This is a genomic window from Palleniella intestinalis (genome assembly GCF_013166595.1).
Lineage (GTDB): Bacteria > Bacteroidota > Bacteroidia > Bacteroidales > Bacteroidaceae > Prevotella > Prevotella intestinalis.
The window spans coordinates 115190-135353 of record NZ_JABKKG010000010.1; the positions used below are offsets into that span (position 1 = coordinate 115190).

Annotated in this window: 22 protein-coding genes and 1 pseudogene; all 23 read right to left on the reverse strand. The window is 37.6% G+C overall.

Going from position 1 to position 20164, the window contains the following annotated elements; genetic code table 11:
• Positions 1 to 4: 4 nt before the first annotated feature.
• Positions 5 to 940, reverse strand: coding sequence for a Coenzyme F420 hydrogenase/dehydrogenase, beta subunit C-terminal domain (locus tag HPS57_RS12560; RefSeq protein WP_172183612.1), 936 nt, complete (start codon positions 938 to 940; stop codon positions 5 to 7).
• A gap of 164 nt (positions 941 to 1104) precedes the next feature.
• On the reverse strand, positions 1105 to 2283 hold the full coding sequence (locus tag HPS57_RS12565) for a glycosyltransferase family 4 protein (RefSeq protein WP_172183614.1): 1179 nt from the start codon (positions 2281 to 2283) through the stop codon (positions 1105 to 1107).
• A 1-nt stretch (position 2284) separates the two neighbouring features.
• Positions 2285 to 3256, reverse strand: a complete 972-nt coding sequence (locus HPS57_RS12570; RefSeq protein ID WP_172183616.1) for an acyltransferase family protein — start codon at positions 3254 to 3256, stop codon at positions 2285 to 2287.
• Positions 3253 to 4251, reverse strand: coding sequence for an acyltransferase family protein (locus tag HPS57_RS12575; protein ID WP_172183617.1), 999 nt, complete (start codon positions 4249 to 4251; stop codon positions 3253 to 3255). Before HPS57_RS12575 ends, HPS57_RS12570 begins: the two co-directional genes overlap by 4 nt.
• On the reverse strand, positions 4251 to 5345 hold the full coding sequence (locus HPS57_RS12580; RefSeq protein WP_172183619.1) for an O-antigen ligase family protein: 1095 nt from the start codon (positions 5343 to 5345) through the stop codon (positions 4251 to 4253). The genes HPS57_RS12575 and HPS57_RS12580 overlap by 1 nt, the downstream gene beginning before the upstream one ends.
• Before the next feature lie 742 nt (positions 5346 to 6087).
• Positions 6088 to 6456: an acyltransferase family protein gene (locus tag HPS57_RS14550; protein WP_172183621.1), complete on the reverse strand. Its 369-nt coding sequence runs from the start codon at positions 6454 to 6456 to the stop codon at positions 6088 to 6090.
• Positions 6457 to 6474: 18 nt separating this feature from the next.
• Positions 6475 to 6720: an acyl carrier protein gene (locus HPS57_RS12590; protein WP_172183623.1), complete on the reverse strand. Its 246-nt coding sequence runs from the start codon at positions 6718 to 6720 to the stop codon at positions 6475 to 6477.
• 20 nt (positions 6721 to 6740) lie between these two features.
• Positions 6741 to 7463: an SDR family NAD(P)-dependent oxidoreductase gene (locus HPS57_RS12595; protein ID WP_172183625.1), complete on the reverse strand. Its 723-nt coding sequence runs from the start codon at positions 7461 to 7463 to the stop codon at positions 6741 to 6743.
• A complete protein-coding gene (locus tag HPS57_RS12600) occupies positions 7460 to 7870 on the reverse strand; it encodes a MaoC/PaaZ C-terminal domain-containing protein (protein WP_253946558.1) in 411 nt (136 codons plus the stop codon). The genes HPS57_RS12595 and HPS57_RS12600 overlap by 4 nt, the downstream gene beginning before the upstream one ends.
• Entirely contained in the window at positions 7857 to 9584 is a 1728-nt protein-coding gene (locus tag HPS57_RS12605; protein ID WP_172183627.1) for an HAD-IIIC family phosphatase, read from the reverse strand. The genes HPS57_RS12600 and HPS57_RS12605 overlap by 14 nt, the downstream gene beginning before the upstream one ends.
• Before the next feature lie 22 nt (positions 9585 to 9606).
• On the reverse strand, positions 9607 to 10317 hold the full coding sequence (locus HPS57_RS12610; protein WP_172183629.1) for a serine acetyltransferase: 711 nt from the start codon (positions 10315 to 10317) through the stop codon (positions 9607 to 9609).
• A 4-nt stretch (positions 10318 to 10321) separates the two neighbouring features.
• Entirely contained in the window at positions 10322 to 11311 is a 990-nt protein-coding gene (locus HPS57_RS12615; protein ID WP_172183631.1) for a glycosyltransferase family 2 protein, read from the reverse strand.
• Between the two features lie 12 nt (positions 11312 to 11323).
• Positions 11324 to 12346 carry a hypothetical protein gene (locus HPS57_RS12620; RefSeq protein WP_172183633.1) on the reverse strand — a complete coding sequence of 341 codons (1023 nt, stop codon included), beginning with the start codon at positions 12344 to 12346 and terminating at the stop codon, positions 11324 to 11326.
• A gap of 21 nt (positions 12347 to 12367) precedes the next feature.
• Positions 12368 to 12775, reverse strand: a complete 408-nt coding sequence (locus HPS57_RS12625; protein ID WP_172183635.1) for an acyltransferase — start codon at positions 12773 to 12775, stop codon at positions 12368 to 12370.
• Positions 12776 to 13146: 371 nt separating this feature from the next.
• Positions 13147 to 13833: a glycosyltransferase gene (locus tag HPS57_RS12630; RefSeq protein ID WP_369811536.1), complete on the reverse strand. Its 687-nt coding sequence runs from the start codon at positions 13831 to 13833 to the stop codon at positions 13147 to 13149.
• A 472-nt stretch (positions 13834 to 14305) separates the two neighbouring features.
• A complete protein-coding gene (locus HPS57_RS12635) occupies positions 14306 to 15175 on the reverse strand; it encodes a hypothetical protein (RefSeq protein WP_172183639.1) in 870 nt (289 codons plus the stop codon).
• Between the two features lie 187 nt (positions 15176 to 15362).
• The gene (locus HPS57_RS12640) at positions 15363 to 16247 is read right to left on the reverse strand and encodes an acyltransferase family protein (protein ID WP_256378300.1); all 885 of its coding nucleotides are present in this window, start codon (positions 16245 to 16247) and stop codon (positions 15363 to 15365) included.
• Positions 16244 to 16429 carry an acyltransferase family protein gene (locus HPS57_RS14555; RefSeq protein WP_369811535.1) on the reverse strand — a complete coding sequence of 62 codons (186 nt, stop codon included), beginning with the start codon at positions 16427 to 16429 and terminating at the stop codon, positions 16244 to 16246. The genes HPS57_RS12640 and HPS57_RS14555 overlap by 4 nt, the downstream gene beginning before the upstream one ends.
• A 66-nt stretch (positions 16430 to 16495) precedes the next feature.
• Positions 16496 to 16645 (reverse strand): annotated as a pseudogene (locus HPS57_RS14590) (DapH/DapD/GlmU-related protein); the annotation flags it as partial.
• Positions 16646 to 17136: 491 nt separating this feature from the next.
• On the reverse strand, positions 17137 to 17733 hold the full coding sequence (locus HPS57_RS12650) for an acyltransferase family protein (protein ID WP_369811537.1): 597 nt from the start codon (positions 17731 to 17733) through the stop codon (positions 17137 to 17139).
• A gap of 1 nt (position 17734) precedes the next feature.
• On the reverse strand, positions 17735 to 18031 hold the full coding sequence (locus HPS57_RS12655) for an acyltransferase family protein (RefSeq protein ID WP_172183647.1): 297 nt from the start codon (positions 18029 to 18031) through the stop codon (positions 17735 to 17737).
• 7 nt (positions 18032 to 18038) lie between these two features.
• Positions 18039 to 19571 (reverse strand): lipopolysaccharide biosynthesis protein, encoded by a 1533-nt coding sequence (locus tag HPS57_RS12660; RefSeq protein WP_172183649.1) that lies wholly within the window; start codon positions 19569 to 19571, stop codon positions 18039 to 18041.
• 2 nt (positions 19572 to 19573) lie between these two features.
• Positions 19574 to 20164, reverse strand: a 591-nt coding sequence (locus HPS57_RS12665; RefSeq protein ID WP_172183651.1) for a hypothetical protein, incomplete at its 5' end; no start/stop codon positions are given.

The window sequence follows — 20164 nt, forward strand, 5'->3', positions numbered from 1 at the left end:
TTGGTTATTTTCTTATAATCAAATTTTTCAGAACAATGTCAGGCATTGAACAGACAGCCGAGCATTTGAATCCGCAAATAGGATACAATAATTTGAATATTTTAGTCCGCCATGTCTTTTTCATCGGGAATTTCAGTTGCTTGTTACCAGCAATCGCTTCCTCTACAGGTCTTTCCACCATGTTCACCTCAGAAGCTATATCCCTAAGCATAATACGTCCTTTCTCCGAGTTGACCAATGCAAGTGACAATCCATAGTCTGTATTTGTATGTATTTGAGATTTGTCAACTCCCCAAAAATCCCCAATGGTCAAGTCGCTGACTCTCTCGTTTTTTGCATATTTACATTCGTGGCAACTATCTCGACAAAAAACAGCCTTAAAAAAGCCTTTCATGTATAAATCTGTATGTAATTCTCTTTTATAAATTATTTTCCCTGATTTATACATCTTTAATATGTAAGCAGTGTCATCACGGAAGGTTAACTTATCTATGCTGCATGCTATTATACCAGCAGGCAAACTTGATTTGAATAACTGCATTGACGGGACTCCATGACAAATAACATCTACTGTAAACAGATTGGCTGCAAACTTCTGTGCATACAGAGCTACGGTAGCAACTTGGCATGGTGTACCAATGAATAAGACCTTCTTTCCACTCTTCAAATCGTTCATCAATTGTGAATGGATTCCAGTCAAGTCGCTCTGCACGTATTTTGATCTTTTTAGCTTTTCCAAGTCATTTGCAGATGAGCAACGGACATGCTTTACTGAAAACGGTTTTTCGAAAGCGCATCCATAAACAATACCACCTTCTGCTATCATCCGTTCTGACAACACCGCAGCCAATCCCCCCGAAGAACTCTGACGCCTTAGCGTATCATCTGTTCTCCACAAAGCATACGCCTTATCCGGTTTCCGGTAGGCGGATTCCTGCATAGCGGGGCAACTTTTAATACACAACCCACAGTCAATGCACTGTATCTCGTCTGCATGCGTGTGTACATGCCCCAAAGAATCTGTGGCTATATGGATACAATGTTTCGGGCATCTATCAACACACGATAGACATCCTACACAATTATGTACATTATTGATATTGTTCATTTGCCAGTCTTTTTATCCAAACTACGGATAATAGCATCGTATTCACGTTGTGCACAATTTTCCGTATTGAATGGTTTTTCAAGTTCTATAGACGCCTGTCCCATCGCTTTCAAATCATGATGGTGGAAATATTCCAAAGCATCTGCAATGGATTGGATGTCATACGTGTCGAAAGTTATTCCGTTAGCATCCTTCTTCACAAGTTCAGGATGGCACCCGTTGTAAATAGAGGTTGCAATAGGCAATCCGCAAGACATAGCCTCAGGGACTACCAAGCTCCAATTGTCCTCTAAAGTCGGTAATACGAAGACATCTGCTACACCATAATATTTGTAGACTTCCTTATAAGGAATCCTTCCCAAGAAATGAACAGAGTTCATATCTCCAAAAGAATCTTTCAAGACAGAACCCAATGGACCGTCTCCTATTAAGATTAAAGCATCATCCGGATGTTTCTTTATATGTTGACGCCATGCTTGTAACAGAAATTTAGCTCCCTTTCTCTCTACAAGTTGTCCTGCAAACAAATATTTTATTTCCTTTCCGAACTTACGATCCAATGTTTCTTTTTCATCATCAGTCATCGATGCGATACCTTCTCTCAGCAATGTACTGTCGGCACTCATTCCTGTAATGGATATGTTTTCTTCTTTGATTCCCAATTGTAGCAAATAGCGTTTTGTTTCGCTTCCATTGACAAGATACCCTGTCACAAATATATTAATGAATTTTCGGTATAGATTCATTATCCACTTTGTATTACGTTCCGTATGGCAGGTACGTTCATAGCCTATGAAGATTGGAATTCGATGAATAAAAGAATATAAGATTAGCAATGGTGTCCATTGGAAAAAGCCTTCCGTTATAAGCACATCTGGCTTTACTTTTTTTATTGTTTTGAACAACCCTTTTGTAATGGGAATTCGTTTTCCTTTTTCACCGTTATATTTTTTGAAAGACATCTCATGTGTATTGAAGAGTCTTTCATTTTCAAAAGGTAAAGCATTTTTGCCCAAAACATCTGGTATTTGTTGCAGCAAATGCTCGTTATGCCTTAATTTATAACGAACAGTAGAATACATAACATGGAAATCACCATCAAAAAGTTCAACCAATCGTTTATAGAAAGGTAACCTATAATCCAAAAATATAGGATTGCAATATAATACTTTCATACTATTTGGAGTTAAAAGCTGTTTTTATATCCTTAATGTTACTTGGAAACAAAAGTTTTCTTAAGAATGTTATTTTATTAATAATTATAGAAAGAGATAATGATAAGCCAACTGACACAATGAATATTAATACTCCTGTAATAAGATTGTTTGGTAAGAGCAGGCATAAGATGTTTATGATGAACATATTGAATAAATATATACCCAAAGAATTTCTTCCTATTATTATTAGCCACTTGAAATTAATATGTGGCAGCAATGCCAACAGAAACAGAAAGAACGTTGGCACAAGCAATATATTCCCATTAGGCACACGTATATTCATAAACTGTAATATGTTTATCGCAATAAACACAACGGCTCCTATATATTTCATATAGACAGACAAACAATTTAAAGCTGACGCTATCCAGCCGTATGCAAAATATCCTATAGCCAGCCCAACACCTAATGGCATTGTATCTTTGAATATGTAAAATTCTTCCCAAGTACATCCCCATGTAGCAACTGACAAAAGTATAATAGTCCCATATAGCCACTTGAATTTCAAAGACAAAAGGTACAGAATAAAGAACGAACAATACGTTGGCAAGAACCAAGGGAACACAAAGCTGTAGTATTTACTCAAATGTGTCTGCGTACCATAAAAAACAGATGATATGTACCCCCATCCAAACCCGGCTTTGTTGAAATAAATGCAACCTGTAATGTAGCACACGACCAACACCCAGAGATAAGGCACCCAGTTTCTGATAACAATATCCCTCATGTGTCCCCAACTCGTGTCAACTTTCATTTTATAGAAGAATGGCAATATGAAAAATCCAATAACGTGGAATTTGTATAATTGGATTTGCATGCTCGTATACTCTCCTTCCATCAGAAAGTGGTTATGTCCCAATACAATTAGCAGGATAAGCACTCCTTTTATTATGTTGCTATCATCGCGGATAAGATACATTGTTTCTTTCATGCCCTGTTTCCTGTTGCTATAGAATAAGTTCTTTTAGATATTTTAATCCAAACTTGTCCAATCAGTATTATTAAAAATGAAATAATAATCGGCAATAATATGTATGTTAGCGTTGCGGCTACATCGTTACCATAAAAAAAATGTGCGATGCATTGTTTGAATAATTTCATTGGATAGAAATGCATCACATAGATAAGGAATGAGAAAGCCGAAAGACTCAGAGCTTTCTGTCGCCATATCTCCGGTATATGGTTCAACAATTGCCAAAACGCCACAATACCTACCATATCTGTCAGTTTGTGCGTCCATTCATTAAAATTCATTATACCTGTAAAACAGGCAGCAAGCCAAATGACCGTAACAACAATGTTTGACGCAAGTGATATTCTGACATACAGCACTTCCGGGTATTTGCCTATCAATCCTCCCAATGCAAAAAACACCAGACATTCGGAGGATAAAACTGAGCAGTCTATAGGTATCCACAAATAGAACAAGACGGCAACAGCCAGCCATATCGGAAATAACGATTTCATGCGGAATAACCAGCCATATACAGGGTATAACATCATCACAATCATTAAATCCCTAACATACCACAGCGGACCGTACCAATGGCTTCCAAACAAATTCTGAATCACCGATAATATATCCGTGCCAATGATTTTGTTGTCAAAAGGCAGCAGACACAATGCCCCTACCACATTCCAAATGATAAAGGGAATAAACAACGTATGGATTTTTTTGACAATCATTTGCCTATAGCTCTGCTGCTCATAATAGTTTTTTCCCAAAAAGAAAAAGCCGGATACCATGAAGAAATACGGAACGGCTATTTGGGTCAGACACATGAAAAAGTCTTCCATAGTTCCACTCACTCCTTGCCCACTCCACGAATGGAAGAACGCAAGATAATTGAGCGAATGCCTATACACTACCATTATAGTGCAGACAAAACCTGCAATACTGATTTTTATACTTAAATCTTTATTCATTATCTCATCAATTGTTCAAGGCGTTGTACTCTTTTGAAATGGTATCCCGCCATAATCATAGCGAAATACGCAATAGTTATAATACATGCTTTTCCTGATAGAAATCCGTATGAATATCCGTTTACCAGTGCCACCACCAATACGCACAGTAAACCGAGATATCCACGCCTAATACTATTCGTAAAAAAGAAAAAGAACGATGCTATGAAATGTATTCCCGCCAAAAAACATCCTATATATCCCAAACTTCCATAAAAACCTATATAGTTGTTATGCGCATCAGGAGACAGAACAGTACCCTTAACAGATACCACGCGTTCTGCACAGGCAAAGCCCCACCCCAAAATAGGTTTTTGAGCCGCGAAATACAATATTTGTTCCCACAGGATAGCACGCCCGGTGGCACTCTCCACAATATCTTTGTTTTTGCCAGGCATAATCAACAAAAGCAAATCCATAAGCTGATCTTGAAGCAAAAATGCAAGACCACCGGCACAAGCAACCAAAGCTCCCCATGCAGCATGTCCGCTGAACAACATGGCAACACAAATTCCTGCTACACAAGAGGCATTGGCACCACTCGAAGTACTCGTAACAAGGAATGCAAGACTTATCAGCATAGATACTCTTAAAAAAAGCAAACGCTTTTTATCCTTTTCCTCTTTTATCCATTCTGCAAAGCAATAAGCAAAACACATGGCAGAACATGTACCAGTCTGTAACAAATGAATGAATATAGGCCATCCTATATTGTATCGCCCACCGATTGCACTGACAAAGACCATCGACAAGATTAAATACACCAAACACTTTTCTACTCCTGCAAATGTTCTAGGCATACTTAACAACCAAAATGCCAAAGCCATTAAAATAAAATTCTGTACGCTTAGAAAAGCAGAGAACGCTGGCATAAAAGCCCATGTGGCACTTAATAAAGCATAGAAACTGAAGAACAAGAAAGTGTTTATTGCAGGATTTGACACATTGAACACCCTTGTTACCTCTCGCTTGTTATGAGAATAGGCTATAAACAGCATACCGAAAAGAGAAACTATTTGAAAGGCTTGCGCAAAACCTCCATCTCCGGCAGCCATAAAAATAGTTCGGTATATCCATAACAAGAAAAAAAACGTAATCCAACGGTATCTCTTCCCAAAACTGATTCTTATGTCTCTATAAACTTGTTTCAAACTGCTCATCTACCTGTATAATAAGCTTATCGCTTTGTTTTGAATGAATTTAAATACTAATGCCAACAACAATGTCGCAGCAAATATAATAAATATTAATATCTCGCTATTAATATTCCATCCGTTGTTGTTTACTACATAAAACATGATGCACCCATGAACCAGGTAAATTTCCAATGTATATTTTTGCACCCACAACCATACTTGCTTCCATTTCGCCCTCAAAGATAAAAAACGTAATGCCCCAAATAGGACGAATGGAAATGTGTAAGACATGATATATTGTCCTGCGTCATATAACAATGGAGACCAATGTGCGTATTTTGTAGTCAACTGGACACTCCAAAAGAAAGCAAACAAGATACTTAGAGGAAGCCATCCATATTTAATTATCTTCAATCTGTCAAAATATGATACAGCCATTCCTATGACAAACGTGATCATTTGTCCTCCGCCCAATAAGGTATAAGGTAAGTTATCCATTAATGAAACAACCGCGATAAAAAAGCATAATAATAGCGAGACTATTCCGATAACAAAAACACCTTTACCACTTATTAATAATGATATATATGTCATTGAATAAAGAACTGTAATTGACAATATATACCAGCTAAATGGCACATATCCACATAAAATAACATTTCTATATGTTAATTTTCCCCCCCCCTAACACATAATATAGCAAAATCGCAAGTGAATATGTTACAAGCAAAGGGTAGATTCGTTTCCATATGAAACCCTTTCGATAATTTTCCTTTTGCTTTATTATTCCACACATCAGTCCATATCCTGAAATAAAAAAGAAAAGGCTGACAGAAAACAAGCCTAAAGAGCAAAACCATTTATATAGAAATACTCCTGTGAAAACCTTGCTGCAATGTCCTACGAATACCCCAGCTATGGCTATTCCTTTTAGGACATTGCATGTTTCAAGGCTTAGAACATCATTATTTTTTCCCCTTTTGAATGCTAGAACCAACAAAAGAAGAAATATCGCATTAAATAGTTCCATTAATGAACTGTCTGAGTTTTATTGGTTGCATTTTTCCGCAATGTCTTGGCACATGGCACCGACATTATGCCAACCACCGATTTGTGCAGCGGTAAATTTCAGCTTGAATTGCTTCTCAATAGCCACAACCAATTGTATATGACTCAGAGAGTCCCATTCTTCAATATCAGCAGATGTTGTATCATCCGCCAGTTCAATGCCTTCATTGTCCAATACGTCACGAAAGATTTCTTGAATCTCCGCCATGATTTCATTCTTTTCCATTTTTCTTGATTTTAAAGAGTTTATAAAATATTAACACCTGCATTTATAGGTATATTTACACCATTAACATGCTTTGGCGCATTAAGCAATGACAAGATAACCTCTGCCACTTGTTTGGGAGTAAGTATTTCTTTCAGTGGATGATTCGCCGTCATTTGTTCTATAACACGTTCATCTGTATCTGAGGTAAAACTTGTTTGCATGAAGTCCGGAGATACACAATTGCTTGTTACGCCAAATTTTATGTATTCCTTGCTCCATGTCTTTGCTAATTGCCCTATATACGCTTTCTCTGCCCCGTATTTGCCATAGCCCAATGGAGGCACTCCTACAAGCGAGGCAGTCAGAACAGTTATAATTCTTCCATTCTTTTTTTTGCGGAATGTTTCCAAAGCCATTTGAGTAATGCTGACCAATGGCAATATGTTAGTGTTAAAGCCATCAATAAGCATCTCACTAGTTAACTTATGGAACCGTACGCCTTCCGGAGTTCCCGTCCATGCATTATTTACCAATGCATCAAGATTCCACGTGCTAATAGCATCGCATAATTGACATATGCTTTCGGGACAGGTCTGGTCACACTTGAATGCTACCGTGTTTTTGTAATTGGAAATGATTTCCTGTGCTTTTTCTTCTGAGCCTCTGTATGTGAAATATACAAGGTTATTGCTGTCTGCGGCCAACAATTCCACTACAGCCTTACCGACTCCACCAGTGCCTCCTGTTACTAAGATATTCATGCTAATATACCTATTTGAACCTTCCCTTTTGAAACAATCTTACCAATTGCGTTCCTGAACCAAAATTTCAGTTCAACAGCGTTGACGCTTTCAAAAACATCATTTGTTTTCATCTCGGCTGTCAGCACATCGTTCATGAACACAGGATTTTTATATTGAATTTCCTGTGAATGAATTATTACATCTGGTGTAGGAAGACACATTCCGATTAAAGTTGATACAAAAGCATTGATGATGTTGCCATACATCACGCATTCCGGAAAACCCTTTGCTTTGGCAAAGGACTCATTCGTATGCAATGGATTCATGTCCCCGCTACATCTTTGGAAAGCAACATACACATCTTGTGTGACAACAAACTGTTTTTTTACAGTTTGCATATTCTTAAATAAATCAATCTTTGACATTTATATAACATGTTCTAGGTTCATAGCTATCAACATCCAACACAAACTGCGAAGTAGTTGTTCCATCGATTGACGTGAAACCAAGGTTAGGATAATGCTCGGCGACAATTCTGTTTTTTGCAGTAGGCAGATACTCACCTATGATTTTTTTATATCCGTTTTGTCGTGCCCATTCTACGAGTGTATTCAGCGTGAAATGCTCCATTCCACGTTTTAGCACCCTACAACTCATGAACCATGTATCGACAAACAGAGTTTCAGAATCCAATCTCTTTGCTATTATGACACATACCAGTCCATTGTCACCAAATTTATCGCTCAATGTGAAAGAAAAGGTTGCGTAATCGTTATTGTTCTCGATGGCGGTAATTTCATCTTCCGTGTATCTTACGGTTCTCAGATTGAATTGGTTACTGCGTTGTGACAATTGTGCCACACGAGGAGTATTGAACTTATCAAACCCTTTCACTTCGCTGTGCATCTTCAGGGATTTCAAGAAGTCCTTTTCATTGGTATAACTGTTCTTAGCAGAGACGCGCTGAGCCTCTATTTGATATTGCTTAGTTCTATCCTTATCACCTGCGCTGTAAGATGCTGTTTCAAACAAGTTTAACGAGTACAAATACTCCAAATAATCACTTGAATCTTCCGGCAATTCAGGTACTGTGACTCCTGGTACGTGTTCCCTCACCATATTCCTCTCAAACGGATTATCATCAATGAACACCATAGAGTCAAAACCAATGTTTAGTATCTGCTGTATGGTACGGATATTGTCCGCTTTATTTTCCCAATTGGCAACAAACACAGCAATATCATCCAATTTAAGCACCATCTCCGGATTTTTCAAAAATGGTTCTTTAGCTTTATCTTCATCATTTTTAGAACATACAGCGAGTATTATTCCTCTGTTCTTCAGCTTTTTAATCCATTGTTGTAATTCTGTAAATACTTTTCCTATGCCTAATCCATGACCTAATTGTATGCCTTCCCAGCCATCATCGCCTACGACACCACCCCATAGTGTGTTGTCAAGATCCATAATCAGGCATTTTTTGAATTGGCCGTCGGCAGCAGTTATTATGTCAACAGTACGTGAAGCAACGTAAGGTAAGCTATCTATACTAAGCACCATCTCTGTATTCGTGTATAAAGAAGGTGAAAACATCATTTCACGCCCCAATTTGGCTTGTACCCCGGAAAGGTTGCAAATAAACAATTGTGGATATTGTTGCGACAATTCCATAAGCCCCATATTAAGTTTGCATACCTGATAATTCCATGAACTGGGGATTTTTGATGAATAGCTGCCGAAAACAGTGTCATCTATCTCTGGATAGTTATAATAAACGATTCTACCCGGAAGCTGATCGCACATAGTCCTAACAAAGTCCAGCCGTTCCTGCGCCAACAGCTCTTGTTCTTGATTCCTCAATTCCCCATGATACTCTAACAGTTTGTGTGTTGATTGGAATATGACAGTATAATCTGCTTCAAAAACATGTAGTTCAGACTGTGGATTCATCACCTGCATTTCCACTTGATTGTAGTCTGCCTCATAAACATCCACATTGTAACCACGCAATATCATCTCGCCATGAATGGCAGTTGTAAGGAACTGTGTGGCGGTATCGCCAACAATTGCGATTTTCAGGTTCTTACCTTCTTTTTTATTGTTCTTAATCGCTCTTTTGTATTCTTTTAATGTATACATCTTTCATGAATTATTAAAATGATTACATCATTGAGGCTATTTCCTCTCGGCGGTCTATATAATATTTATTGTAGTTTTTTTCCAATTTCTTAAGTGGGATACGCTTGTCTTCAGGATATTCTTTTTCCTCAAATGCCACAACCTCTTCAGGAGTCATATTGAATCCTATGACTTTGGCGGGATTTCCAATGACAATTGCATAAGGAGGAACGTTACGCATCACCACTGCACCAGGAGCAACAGTTGCCCCTCTTCCTATCTTCAAAGCACCAAGCACTAAAGCGCCTGCAGCAATTCTCACATTGTCGCCAATCTCCGGTTGTCCCACTTCTGTACGATGTCCAATACTTACGCCCTGATTTATCCAACAATTATTTCCCATTTTGGCAGGAGAAATAATTGTGTTATATCCATGCTGCACAAACAAACCACCACCTATTTCTGAAGTTTCAGAAATATCCAAAAAATTCTGTGATACAGCAAAAAATCCTAAGAACTTTGCATAGAAATGATGATATTTACCAACACGTGCATAAAATATATTCCGAAACATGGTATAGAATGTCATCAGATAGCACAATGCAAAAAAATCATCAGACTCATTGCCTCCCATAAACTGTTTGCTATTGCGTTTCAAATCTGCGGATATTATATTCTTGTTTCTTGCTGTTTTGAAATAAATCCAATGGAGTATAAACCGCCAGCATGTGGCATATATGAATATCTTTTTCATAGGTTTAATATATTATTTTCCTTTTCTTCCCGTGAAGACGCAAGTTGAGGAATAAAATTTTGTATATCTTCGTATATGTTTTATATAATAACTTGTTATTGATAAAGCGAAGAAACTTATTATCAATGTGCTGATATAATTCATTGCGATGATATTGCTCATACAAACGCACCTCATTATATATTGTATCGTTCCATTTTAGTTCGGGAGCAAATAATGCTTTGATATAGGATATTATAGAGTGTCTGATTGCTGTATTACATGTTTCTTCGTTATAACCTGCTACTATTGAACATATCTTGCTGCTCTCTCGCTTTAAATACTCGTATGACAATACATTAGAGTGCATCATGGATGCCGCATTTACTCCATTGACATACACTGTATCGTCAATCGTACAATATGTTTTTATATTTAAGGCTATAGACATGTTGGTTAAGATATCCTCACCTACAGAAAAATCCAAGAGTTCTTTGAACACATCAGAGTTAAACAGTTTTTTGCGATAAATACCGCCCCACAGATAAGGATGTATCTCATAATTCAATAGACATTGGACGTATTCGTCCGGGGTATTTATAATATAATTATGTTTCAAAGGACAATCCACAACATCTTTGGCAGGATACCTCAAAATATGTGTTCCCTTAACAACATCAGCTCCTTTGGACAAAATTGCATCATATAGAATGGTTAAGGCTTTAGGTAACAGACTATCATCAGAGTCTAAAAACATCAGATATTCTCCTTTGGCTTGCTCAAACCCGGCTTTCCGGGCGGATACCAGTCCGCCGTTTTTCTTATGCACAACTTTTATCCGCACATCCTTTTCCGCAAACGCATCACACATCTGCGGACAGCGGTCTGGACTGCCATCGTCAACGAGTATCATTTCCCAATTCGTGAAGTCTTGTGCAAGTACAGAATCCACACAGCGTTGGAGGTATTTTTCCACGTTGTAGACGGGAACCAATATGGAAATCTTTGGAGTCATTATTTTATTTGATTAAAATTCAAAAACCTCAAACGGCCTGTCATTCACCATGGCAGCGGTCTTTGCAAATGCGCTATTGTACATCTTGCCGGTTCGCGCCAGGTAAACCTTTTCAGCCTTGGAAATCATGAAGAAATCGAGGAACGTCTTCATATTCACATCATCATTATGCTGATAATCGATGTGACCTACCTTTCCCGGTATTACATAAACGTCAGGTAAATCTTTTACTTTGTTCACGAACGTAGGGCTGTCGGCAGTGACAAGCATCTTATCGTGTACTGGGGCGTTTTTTCTTATCTCGGCAACAGCATTTAGGCATCTCTCTATCAGCACCTCCCGTTCTCTTACAGGCAACGGCTTACCAGTGCAATCCTCAAAATCCCCCAATAGGGTTGTAAAGCGGAATGAGATGGAGATATACTTACTTCCTATTTGGCTTAAATGGTAGTCAATTTCTTGTTGCAATCTTAGAGCAGGCTTAAACAGTTCGTTAAAGTCTTTTCCAAAGTATTTAAATGTATTTGCTGTAAATAAATTTGTATAGAAGTGTATTTGCTTATTATCGTCTGTCAATTGATTGCTAATCCATTTTTCCATTAAAGAATATAACTCCCCTTTTAAACGTAATCGTTCCACATCAGGACCAAACATCATTCTGATAGGTTTGGCTTGTTGCAGGTTGAAGCGCATACTTTCACTGTCTATCAACCAGTCATATTCTGACGGGATTAGATAATCTTGCAATAAGAAAGGGTGGGTGAAATAGATTTTATAATTCTTTCCTGTAGACTTGCACCAACCATATAGCGTTGTGATAGCCCTCAGTCTATCACATAGTCCAGCATGCCATGTCCAACCATTGTTGACAAATACGATTTCGTTGGAAATATGATAATTACTCACCTTGGCTTTTTCATAATGAGGGAGAATGTCTTTCCTTTCTACCCTATGTTGCAGTCTTAAATTATATTTCCAATCCCCAAATAAGGCTTTGAAGAAAATAGCATGCATTTTTCTCAAACTTATCTTCATCTTATAAATATCATTTTTGTTTTAGACTTCGTATTCTATAGAAATCTCTTGTTTTTTTTCTGTGGCAAACTGTTTGTAAAGATGTTCTTCAAGTGAACCTAATATACGAACATATCCTTCTGCTACTACTTTTGCAGGATGCCCTGCAATGATACTGTACTCATTTATGTTCTCTATTGGACGTGAAACAATTGAATTGGCCGCAATTATACATCCTTTGGGCATTGTTGTACCTTTAGCTATGTATACATTGGTTCCAACCCATACGTAATCTCCGATTACAATACGTCCAGAAATGTCTTTTACAGAATGTTTTTTCTTATTGTAAATAAAATGGAAATTTGTATCATAAATAGTTGCGCCACCAGCTATTCTTACATTTTGTCCTATTGTTATGCTTTTAGAGCACCCTATATTTGTATTATTCATAACAGAATGTTTACCGATAGAAACCACCCCCCCCATAGTACATAATAATGCGACACCCTGTAGACATTGTGACTGGCCCAAGAAAACGAAGCGTTCCTCCATCATTTACGTATTCAAAAGGCCCAGTGCTATGATATGGATTGCGTTTGGTTACATTTAACTTTATCATTCGGAAACGTATATCATCCGAATCTATACAAATAGCTCCATGCATCGATATAAAACGTGGTTTGCCATAACAAGCGATAGGAAGACGGCACGCTTGTTTGAATGGCAAATGATAGAAATTTATCATGATGCTCATGAATGGGTTATACCAATTGACAGAGCATTTCATGATTAATTTGCGTATTATTTTCTTAATCATACATTTAGCAAGTGAATTTCTTATATAGATTCTTCAATCTCTCTATAATAGTCAGCTTCTCATTGAGCCATGTGCCTTCGTAATGGTGGATACACACTGTGTTTTTTGTCACTGCCAATTTTCTGCTTGTATAGTGTTTGGCACAGAAATAATCCAAAGGATAAACAATTGGCTTTGAATCGCTTTTGTCTAAATATAATTTCAGCAAATATGAATTAGGCCAGCTTAAATGTCGCCCTTTCGGATTAATGAAACATCGTTTTTTATATGACTCTAAAAAGCCTTTTGCCCATGGAGTGTTGGCTTCTGCTGCGATACAACCAGTATTGAGTTTCCCTTCATCCTCCAATCCAATAAATGATTGATGATTCAGAAAAGGATTAAAAGACGAGACGACTTCAATATCCGTGTCAAGATAGATACCACCAACACTTACTAAAGCATACATACGGCATACGTCGGCAACAAAAGCGTATTTTCTTACAGCATAAGCCTCACGGCAGAATTTCCATTGCCTATAATCAAAGTTTGTTTCATTCCATTCTCTGATTTCATAGTCAGGAAGATTCTTCTTCCAAGTGGCGATGTAATATAATACACTTTGTGGCTTGTCTGCTTTACCAAACCAGCAATAATGAATAATTTTGGGTATCATGTATGATGATTTATTTATGTGATTATTGAAATATATTCTCTAAAAACTTCCCCACAACAGGTGGAGTCTGCCCTCCGCACGGTGTTGTGTAGTTCTTTCATGTATTTCGGGCGCGGCTTGTGCCACAATTTTCGGAGTAGTGTGCCGACACAGCCTAGACGATTTCATTTCACCTCTCCCTATCTTGGTCAGAGAGAGGTTTTATAAATCTCAGCATTAGCATACCTTTTATCTTGATACGGTTCCACCATGCGATTTTCGTGTTAGTGGTTTCTCATACGGATTCCGAAGATTCTGCAGGTTTACTTGCACATGCAATAGGTGTCGTAATACAAGAATAACATTTTTTACACTAATAATTCAATTTGAAATACAAACAAAATAGCTCACTACGGAAACTCCCTCAAAAACTGACGAAAACGCCATCCATCATTGAGAGATATAGCTCCTTTCAAGGTATTTTTATATTCACAATGCTTAGAGTTGGGGCAAAGCATATATACCACTATCATATTCCCACACCAGAAGGCTCGCGTCTTAGCATTCCGACCTTTATCAATAGTTTCTTCACCCTGCGGTAAATGCCGTAATGCCCCAAACACAAGCACCACAGGCGGTAGCGTTGAAAATAGGTTTTCTTATATTTCACCGCATTGGCACGCCGGAACGACAGAACCACTACGGGATAGTCGCTTTTTCGTTCATCTTTCCCCAACGGATGCCAAAAATAGCTGCGTACACCATAGTCAGATGGGTCGCGGTAAGGGCGGATACCATGCTTGCGGACAACAATGTCAAAAAGCGATTGGTCTTCACGATGAGATATAAAGGCAGGATCCTCAGGTATAGATTCATCAAAGCGCTTGGAGGAAATCAAACGCTCTTCGCAACAAGCATCTAACCATTCTTTTATAATAGTAAGATTATCAGATGTCTTTTTCCACAATGAACATGTAGCAAGCACTTGAAAATGCTTTCTGTCATCACATCCCATCCACTCAAATGTTTCTGCCTTTGTGTATTTATGAGCAGAAGCCCAGGTCAACTGAAACACCATTTTATTCTCATGATCGTTCTCTGCCTGGCTAATCAAATAATGGATATCATTGATGATTTCCGCACCGCTGTCGCAATAGAATAGCCAGTCCCCATCTTCTATTTTCAGCAGAGCGTCATATATAATATATGGTTTCCATGCCCACAGCCCAGAACCGCGTTTATATTTAAATATTTCAGGATTGGCGGCGATGAAATCTTTAATGTCATCGGGATGATATTCCATCACAGTGTCAGCCTTACCTATTTCTACGGCTGATGTGGAATTTACCTTGCGTGCATGTTCAAAAGCGGCATCCGCATAGTTGACAACATAAAGCATAAGATGATAATATATTTTAAATGTTTATTTGATGATATTAATGTTTGAGTATAGTCTCTATTTCTTTTAAAATTCAGTAAGAGTTGAGGGCTATAAAATACTTGGAATATTCTCCGTTGGTTCGTTCTTCAATGAAAGTCTCAACATTATATATCGGAATGATTATTGAAATCAAGCCATTTTGCTTCTATGATTGTTGCTCTTTCATATTTGGATCGTTATGTTTATTCTGTCGGAAGATTTTTCCTTGTCGTGTTTTAACAGTGTATGAAAGGAGCAATGTTGTCATAAAAACGATTATGGTTCCACTATTATCATAGACCTGATTTAAAACGGGATTGTCTTTGATTACTTGTGTGATAAGGAATATCACAAAAACATGCAATACATACACCAATAACGTATAGTTCTCACCAATGTTGAAGGGCAACGTAGGCTTTGTTTGTTGGGAATTTGCAACAAGAATAAAGACCATAACAGATACGATGGGAGTAAATAGGGGCGCACCGATGCTTGACAAATCAATGTGTGGCAATGAAAGAATCCATTCATATTCTATAGAATTTACCCCCCCCATTATTAATACGCTGATTATCAGTATTAAGGTGGTTTTGCTACTTGCTTTGAATCCGGTTTCATGTATATATCGGCATAGCATTCCAGCCCCAAAATAGGGAATACCGGTTGTTGTACAAGTTTCAAATGGCAGCCCTAAATTCAAATCGGCATAATCCCAGCCAGCATCACTTATCATGACATATAAACTGTGACAATGCTTAAAGGCACCTATCAGGAAACATATTGGTACAAACCATTTCAGTATGGATATGTAGTGTTTCAAGTTGCATAGGAGCAAGAATATCACCAAAGTATAAAAGTATGTACCAAGATACCACAAGTGAAAACCGGATGGCATGAAAAGAGGAGAACCTTGTGTGATGAATCTGAATGCCATGCCTTTACTAAGAAAAACAAACTCCGGATTTTGCAGATACTTTATGAATTGAGGTATTATGTAGAACAAATTGGCGGCAATTGTTATCCACAAAACACGCTTTATGTTTTTCTTCAGCCTGCTTTTATGTCGGGTAACATGTCATGGAGGAACCACCCGCTAATCATGAGAAACAGTGGTACGGCAACACAGAACAATGGTTTCAAATGAGTGCCGAATACTAAAGGACTATGGATGCAGACGACGAAAAAAGCCAATAGGCATTTCAGACTATCAAAACTATAATTACGTTGACTCATGTTCTTGACTTATTCCTAGACTGATTATATGTTGATGAATCCTTTTGTCCATTTCACGTCTGTCTTAACTATCTTGGCGGGATTACCGGCTGCAATGGCATGAGGAGGCACGTCTTTTGTCACGACCGAACCCATTCCGACAATGGCGCCGTCACCAATGGTTGTTCCTTTAAGCACTTTTACGTTTTTACCCAACCAAACATGATTACCAATCACAATTGGTAATGACGGGTTTTGTGGCAATCCCTCAAGGTCGGTAATTAGATGAGTATCACTATTCCACAACTCTATTCCTCCACTAAACATACAATCATCACCAATTGTAATAGAATTACCTTGCCCCATACAAATCATATAACAATTTTCCATACTTGATTTGACACCACTTTGCATCTGACATTTACTTCCTCGAACTGTCAAATGCAGAGTACCAGCACTTCCTTTTATATGTACCACATTATTATCTCCAGTTATGGAAAAACTGCAATAAACAATCTTAGCATTTTCGTCAATAACGATTTTATTATTAAATCCGTTTATTCTGAAACAGCAATGAGATATGCTACTATTCTCAAATATAATTTTATTTCCACTTTCTTTCTTAATGGCATATTTTATCCACTTTATTTTCGTATTCATGCCAACATTAATATCTTTGTTGAAACGGCATAGAAGTGTGCATTTGATATATTGCCAATATTTTTTCATCATACTTTTAGCTGTTGTGAATTAATTTTCCAAAGTAGCAATGACAATCCTATTGTCATCATGATATCTACTGAAACTTTTATCAAAACATCCATTTCTGGAGAGAAAATCTGTCCTGCTATTTCCGCTGCTATAGTATTGCCGACATATATCTCCAAAGTGTGTGAGCCAATCCAATTGAAAAGTTTGTTCTTGAGAACTCCCCATTTGTCTATAAGTATATTTGCAATTTGAACAACGAGGAACACAGCACATGTGGAAAACAAATAATGCAGCCCCTGAAAAAAGAAAGCAATGCTCACGAAGAATAAGAGGACTGTAACCTTATACGGCAAATTGACTTTGTTACTTATGGCACACTGCATCCCACACAGATAGAGAGGAAAGCGGGCAATAGCATTCATATATTGCCATCTTCCATTCCCAAAGTATTCTTCTTCCAACACAACAGCAAAACCGACAAGTATCAACAAACCCCAACCGTATTTCTCCAGAAGTTTCTTTAACAACGGACTGACAACATAAAACATGATTAACGTGGAAAGATACCATTCGGGTAATAAGTCTGGATTATAATAAAAAGAAAGCGATGTCATATTAAGCAAAAGTACATCTATACCAAGATTTACCCCCCCCCGATAATTTTATTGCATACGCTGCACTTATCATAATAAGCCATAGAGGGATTATCTTACGTATTCTATTGATATAAAATTGCTTTGTAGAATTTCGGTCAAGTGATTTTGCGATACCATAACCACTTAATAACATAAAAATATCCACTCCCATATATCCTACGTTTAAACGGCCAATAGGAATACCACGTAAACATAAATGATAACAGACAACACCACAAATGGCAAGGCACATTAATATGTTTCTATTTCTGAACATATCTGTTTTATTTTTTCAACTGAAGTCTTTTTTCAAGAAAATAACCAATCTTTTCTCTTTCTCCTTTTGTCAGAGCAAAAAGGTAGGACGTAATAACGATACTGATGGTTGACACAATACAAGTAACCACCAGCCGCCCCCATCCTTGTTCTGTATAAAATTGGAATAACAAGCAAGCCATAGCAGAAATAACAGTTACAATCAGAATGCCTTTTAGCACATGTTTGAAAAAATAACCAAAAGTTATTCCAATGAAAGGCTTATTGACCGTAATACGTGGGATGAATATTAACAGATATATAATATTTGTCATAGCAACAGCCCAAATAGGATTATTGCTTATGTTTAGTACTATATATGAGGCTATGAGTATCAACAATTGAGCTGCACTCACAATAATCTGAAAATTGCGTATTTTTCCAGAAGCTCTGTTCAAGGTCTCACTTGAATTCAATAATATTTCAACTAAAGTATTAAGCAATGCCAATTGGACAAAGACACCTGCATAAGGAGGAACCTCTGCCAACCATTTGGAGAGAAAGAAATCAACCTCGAGCATGCAAGGCAGAGCTATGAACAGAAACAGCAGATAGGAAAACTTTGCTCCTCTACAAACTAATTTAGTTGTGTATGCTATATCTCCGGCTGCATACGATTTTGTTATCTGTGGATTCAATGCTGTAGTAAAGTTTCGGGAAAAAGAACCCGCTGTACCATTGATTTGAGAAGCCACACCACGTGCGGCATTGATTACAGTACCAAAATGCATGTTCAGCATAATACTCACTCCCTGACTACTGAGCATGGAAGCGCAAGTTGTCAAAAAGTTCCATCCTGCAAAACCAAACATGTCTCTAAATAAGGATTTATCAATATGTGTAGAGTATTGGCATTCAGGGAAATTCTTCCTACAATATATCCAATACATCAGCTGGATGGAAACAGATACAGCAAGTACAAGAATACCATAGAAAACCAATTTGTCAATGGGGCTGACAGCAAGCGACAAGGCGATGCCAAACGTCAAAAAAACCTTGGTTATGGTGACGAAAGCAAATGTGCCCATTTTTTCATGCGAGATAACAGAAGCACTATAAGGAACACTGAGCATCTCAAGAATAAAAGCAAGAAGCGAGAATTGATAAATCCAGTTTGCAGCCGTCATACGGTCAGGTTCAATATTCAACTTCGCATTGACAAACCACAAGCCTATAGTTTCCCCCAACACCACCACCACCAAGGCAAGTAACAAGAGAATGTTGACTGATGTAGAGAATGTTTGCTGCAATCTTTTTGCATCATTCCTACCTAATTCAAAAGTTAAGAAACGGCTTACAGCCTGTGTCATGGTAGCTGTCACCATATAAAACATGGATACAAAGCCTCCTATAACATTATAGACACCATAATCCGATACTCCTAAATTGTAAAGAATCAAACGAGTAGAATAGAAGCTGATGCCCACTGTTACCAACATACGAGCATATAGAATCAATGTGTTCTTGGCTAAACGTTTGTTATTTTGTGATTGGATTGACATAGTTATATCTTTCTTCTATTTATCATATTGCTGATAGGATTCATTGTTAACACACAACATTTTTTTGTTGATAAAAATGTCAATGTTGAAAGGACTACTATAGTGAGTAGCAAGGATTGGAGAAAAGACGGATTATTTCCTGATACTATTGGATAGAGAAATATATGAGAAAAATAGATGAATAGCGTTCCTTGTCCGTATATTGCCACTTTTTTAATTATTTGGTTGCCGGAAGCCAAAAGTAAAACCATTGCGCTTATCAGCACCGATGATGCTATATACATATATCTGAATCCCCAAAGACTGATGATGTTGTGATTTGTCAGATGTGACAGTTCAAGCAACCCGACTCTTTGAAAAGCAATCTGATGCTGTAAACCGTTTGAAGTCAGTAATATGAAAATCGTCGAGATTACCCCCCCCATATACAAAATTTTCTTATTTTGTAAAATATCTTCATATTTGTTTTTCAATATATATCCTGCAACAAAATATAAAGAGTCAACCCGCAAGTGCAATTGTTTTTGCAAAGTTACATAAAGAATTTGAAAAACTCCCTTACCGGCGTAGAGAATTTCAGTTTTTCCCTTGGT

Bases quoted from the DNA above. Each gene is read 5' to 3' on its own strand.
- HPS57_RS12610 (WP_172183629.1), bottom strand. From the start codon at position 10,317: ATGAAAAAGATATTCATATATGCCACATGCTGGCGGTTTATACTCCAT.
- HPS57_RS12570 (WP_172183616.1), bottom strand. From the start codon at position 3,256: ATGAAAGAAACAATGTATCTTATCCGCGATGATAGCAACATAATAAAA.
- HPS57_RS12620 (WP_172183633.1), bottom strand. From the start codon at position 12,346: ATGAAGATAAGTTTGAGAAAAATGCATGCTATTTTCTTCAAAGCCTTA.
- HPS57_RS12635 (WP_172183639.1), bottom strand. From the start codon at position 15,175: ATGCTTTATGTTGTCAACTATGCGGATGCCGCTTTTGAACATGCACGC.
- HPS57_RS14550 (WP_172183621.1), bottom strand. From the start codon at position 6,456: ATGGAACTATTTAATGCGATATTTCTTCTTTTGTTGGTTCTAGCATTC.
- HPS57_RS12590 (WP_172183623.1), bottom strand. From the start codon at position 6,720: ATGGAAAAGAATGAAATCATGGCGGAGATTCAAGAAATCTTTCGTGAC.
- HPS57_RS12625 (WP_172183635.1), bottom strand. From the start codon at position 12,775: ATGAATAATACAAATATAGGGTGCTCTAAAAGCATAACAATAGGACAA.
- HPS57_RS12565 (WP_172183614.1), bottom strand. From the start codon at position 2,283: ATGAAAGTATTATATTGCAATCCTATATTTTTGGATTATAGGTTACCT.
- HPS57_RS14555 (WP_369811535.1), bottom strand. From the start codon at position 16,429: ATGAGTCAACGTAATTATAGTTTTGATAGTCTGAAATGCCTATTGGCT.
- HPS57_RS12575 (WP_172183617.1), bottom strand. From the start codon at position 4,251: ATGAATAAAGATTTAAGTATAAAAATCAGTATTGCAGGTTTTGTCTGC.
- HPS57_RS12655 (WP_172183647.1), bottom strand. From the start codon at position 18,031: ATGTTCAGAAATAGAAACATATTAATGTGCCTTGCCATTTGTGGTGTT.
- HPS57_RS12605 (WP_172183627.1), bottom strand. From the start codon at position 9,584: ATGTATACATTAAAAGAATACAAAAGAGCGATTAAGAACAATAAAAAA.
- HPS57_RS12600 (WP_253946558.1), bottom strand. From the start codon at position 7,870: ATGTCAAAGATTGATTTATTTAAGAATATGCAAACTGTAAAAAAACAG.
- HPS57_RS12595 (WP_172183625.1), bottom strand. From the start codon at position 7,463: ATGAATATCTTAGTAACAGGAGGCACTGGTGGAGTCGGTAAGGCTGTA.
- HPS57_RS12615 (WP_172183631.1), bottom strand. From the start codon at position 11,311: ATGACTCCAAAGATTTCCATATTGGTTCCCGTCTACAACGTGGAAAAA.
- HPS57_RS12660 (WP_172183649.1), bottom strand. From the start codon at position 19,571: ATGTCAATCCAATCACAAAATAACAAACGTTTAGCCAAGAACACATTG.
- HPS57_RS12580 (WP_172183619.1), bottom strand. From the start codon at position 5,345: ATGGCTGCCGGAGATGGAGGTTTTGCGCAAGCCTTTCAAATAGTTTCT.
- HPS57_RS12560 (WP_172183612.1), bottom strand. From the start codon at position 940: ATGCAGGAATCCGCCTACCGGAAACCGGATAAGGCGTATGCTTTGTGG.
- HPS57_RS12650 (WP_369811537.1), bottom strand. From the start codon at position 17,733: ATGACATCGCTTTCTTTTTATTATAATCCAGACTTATTACCCGAATGG.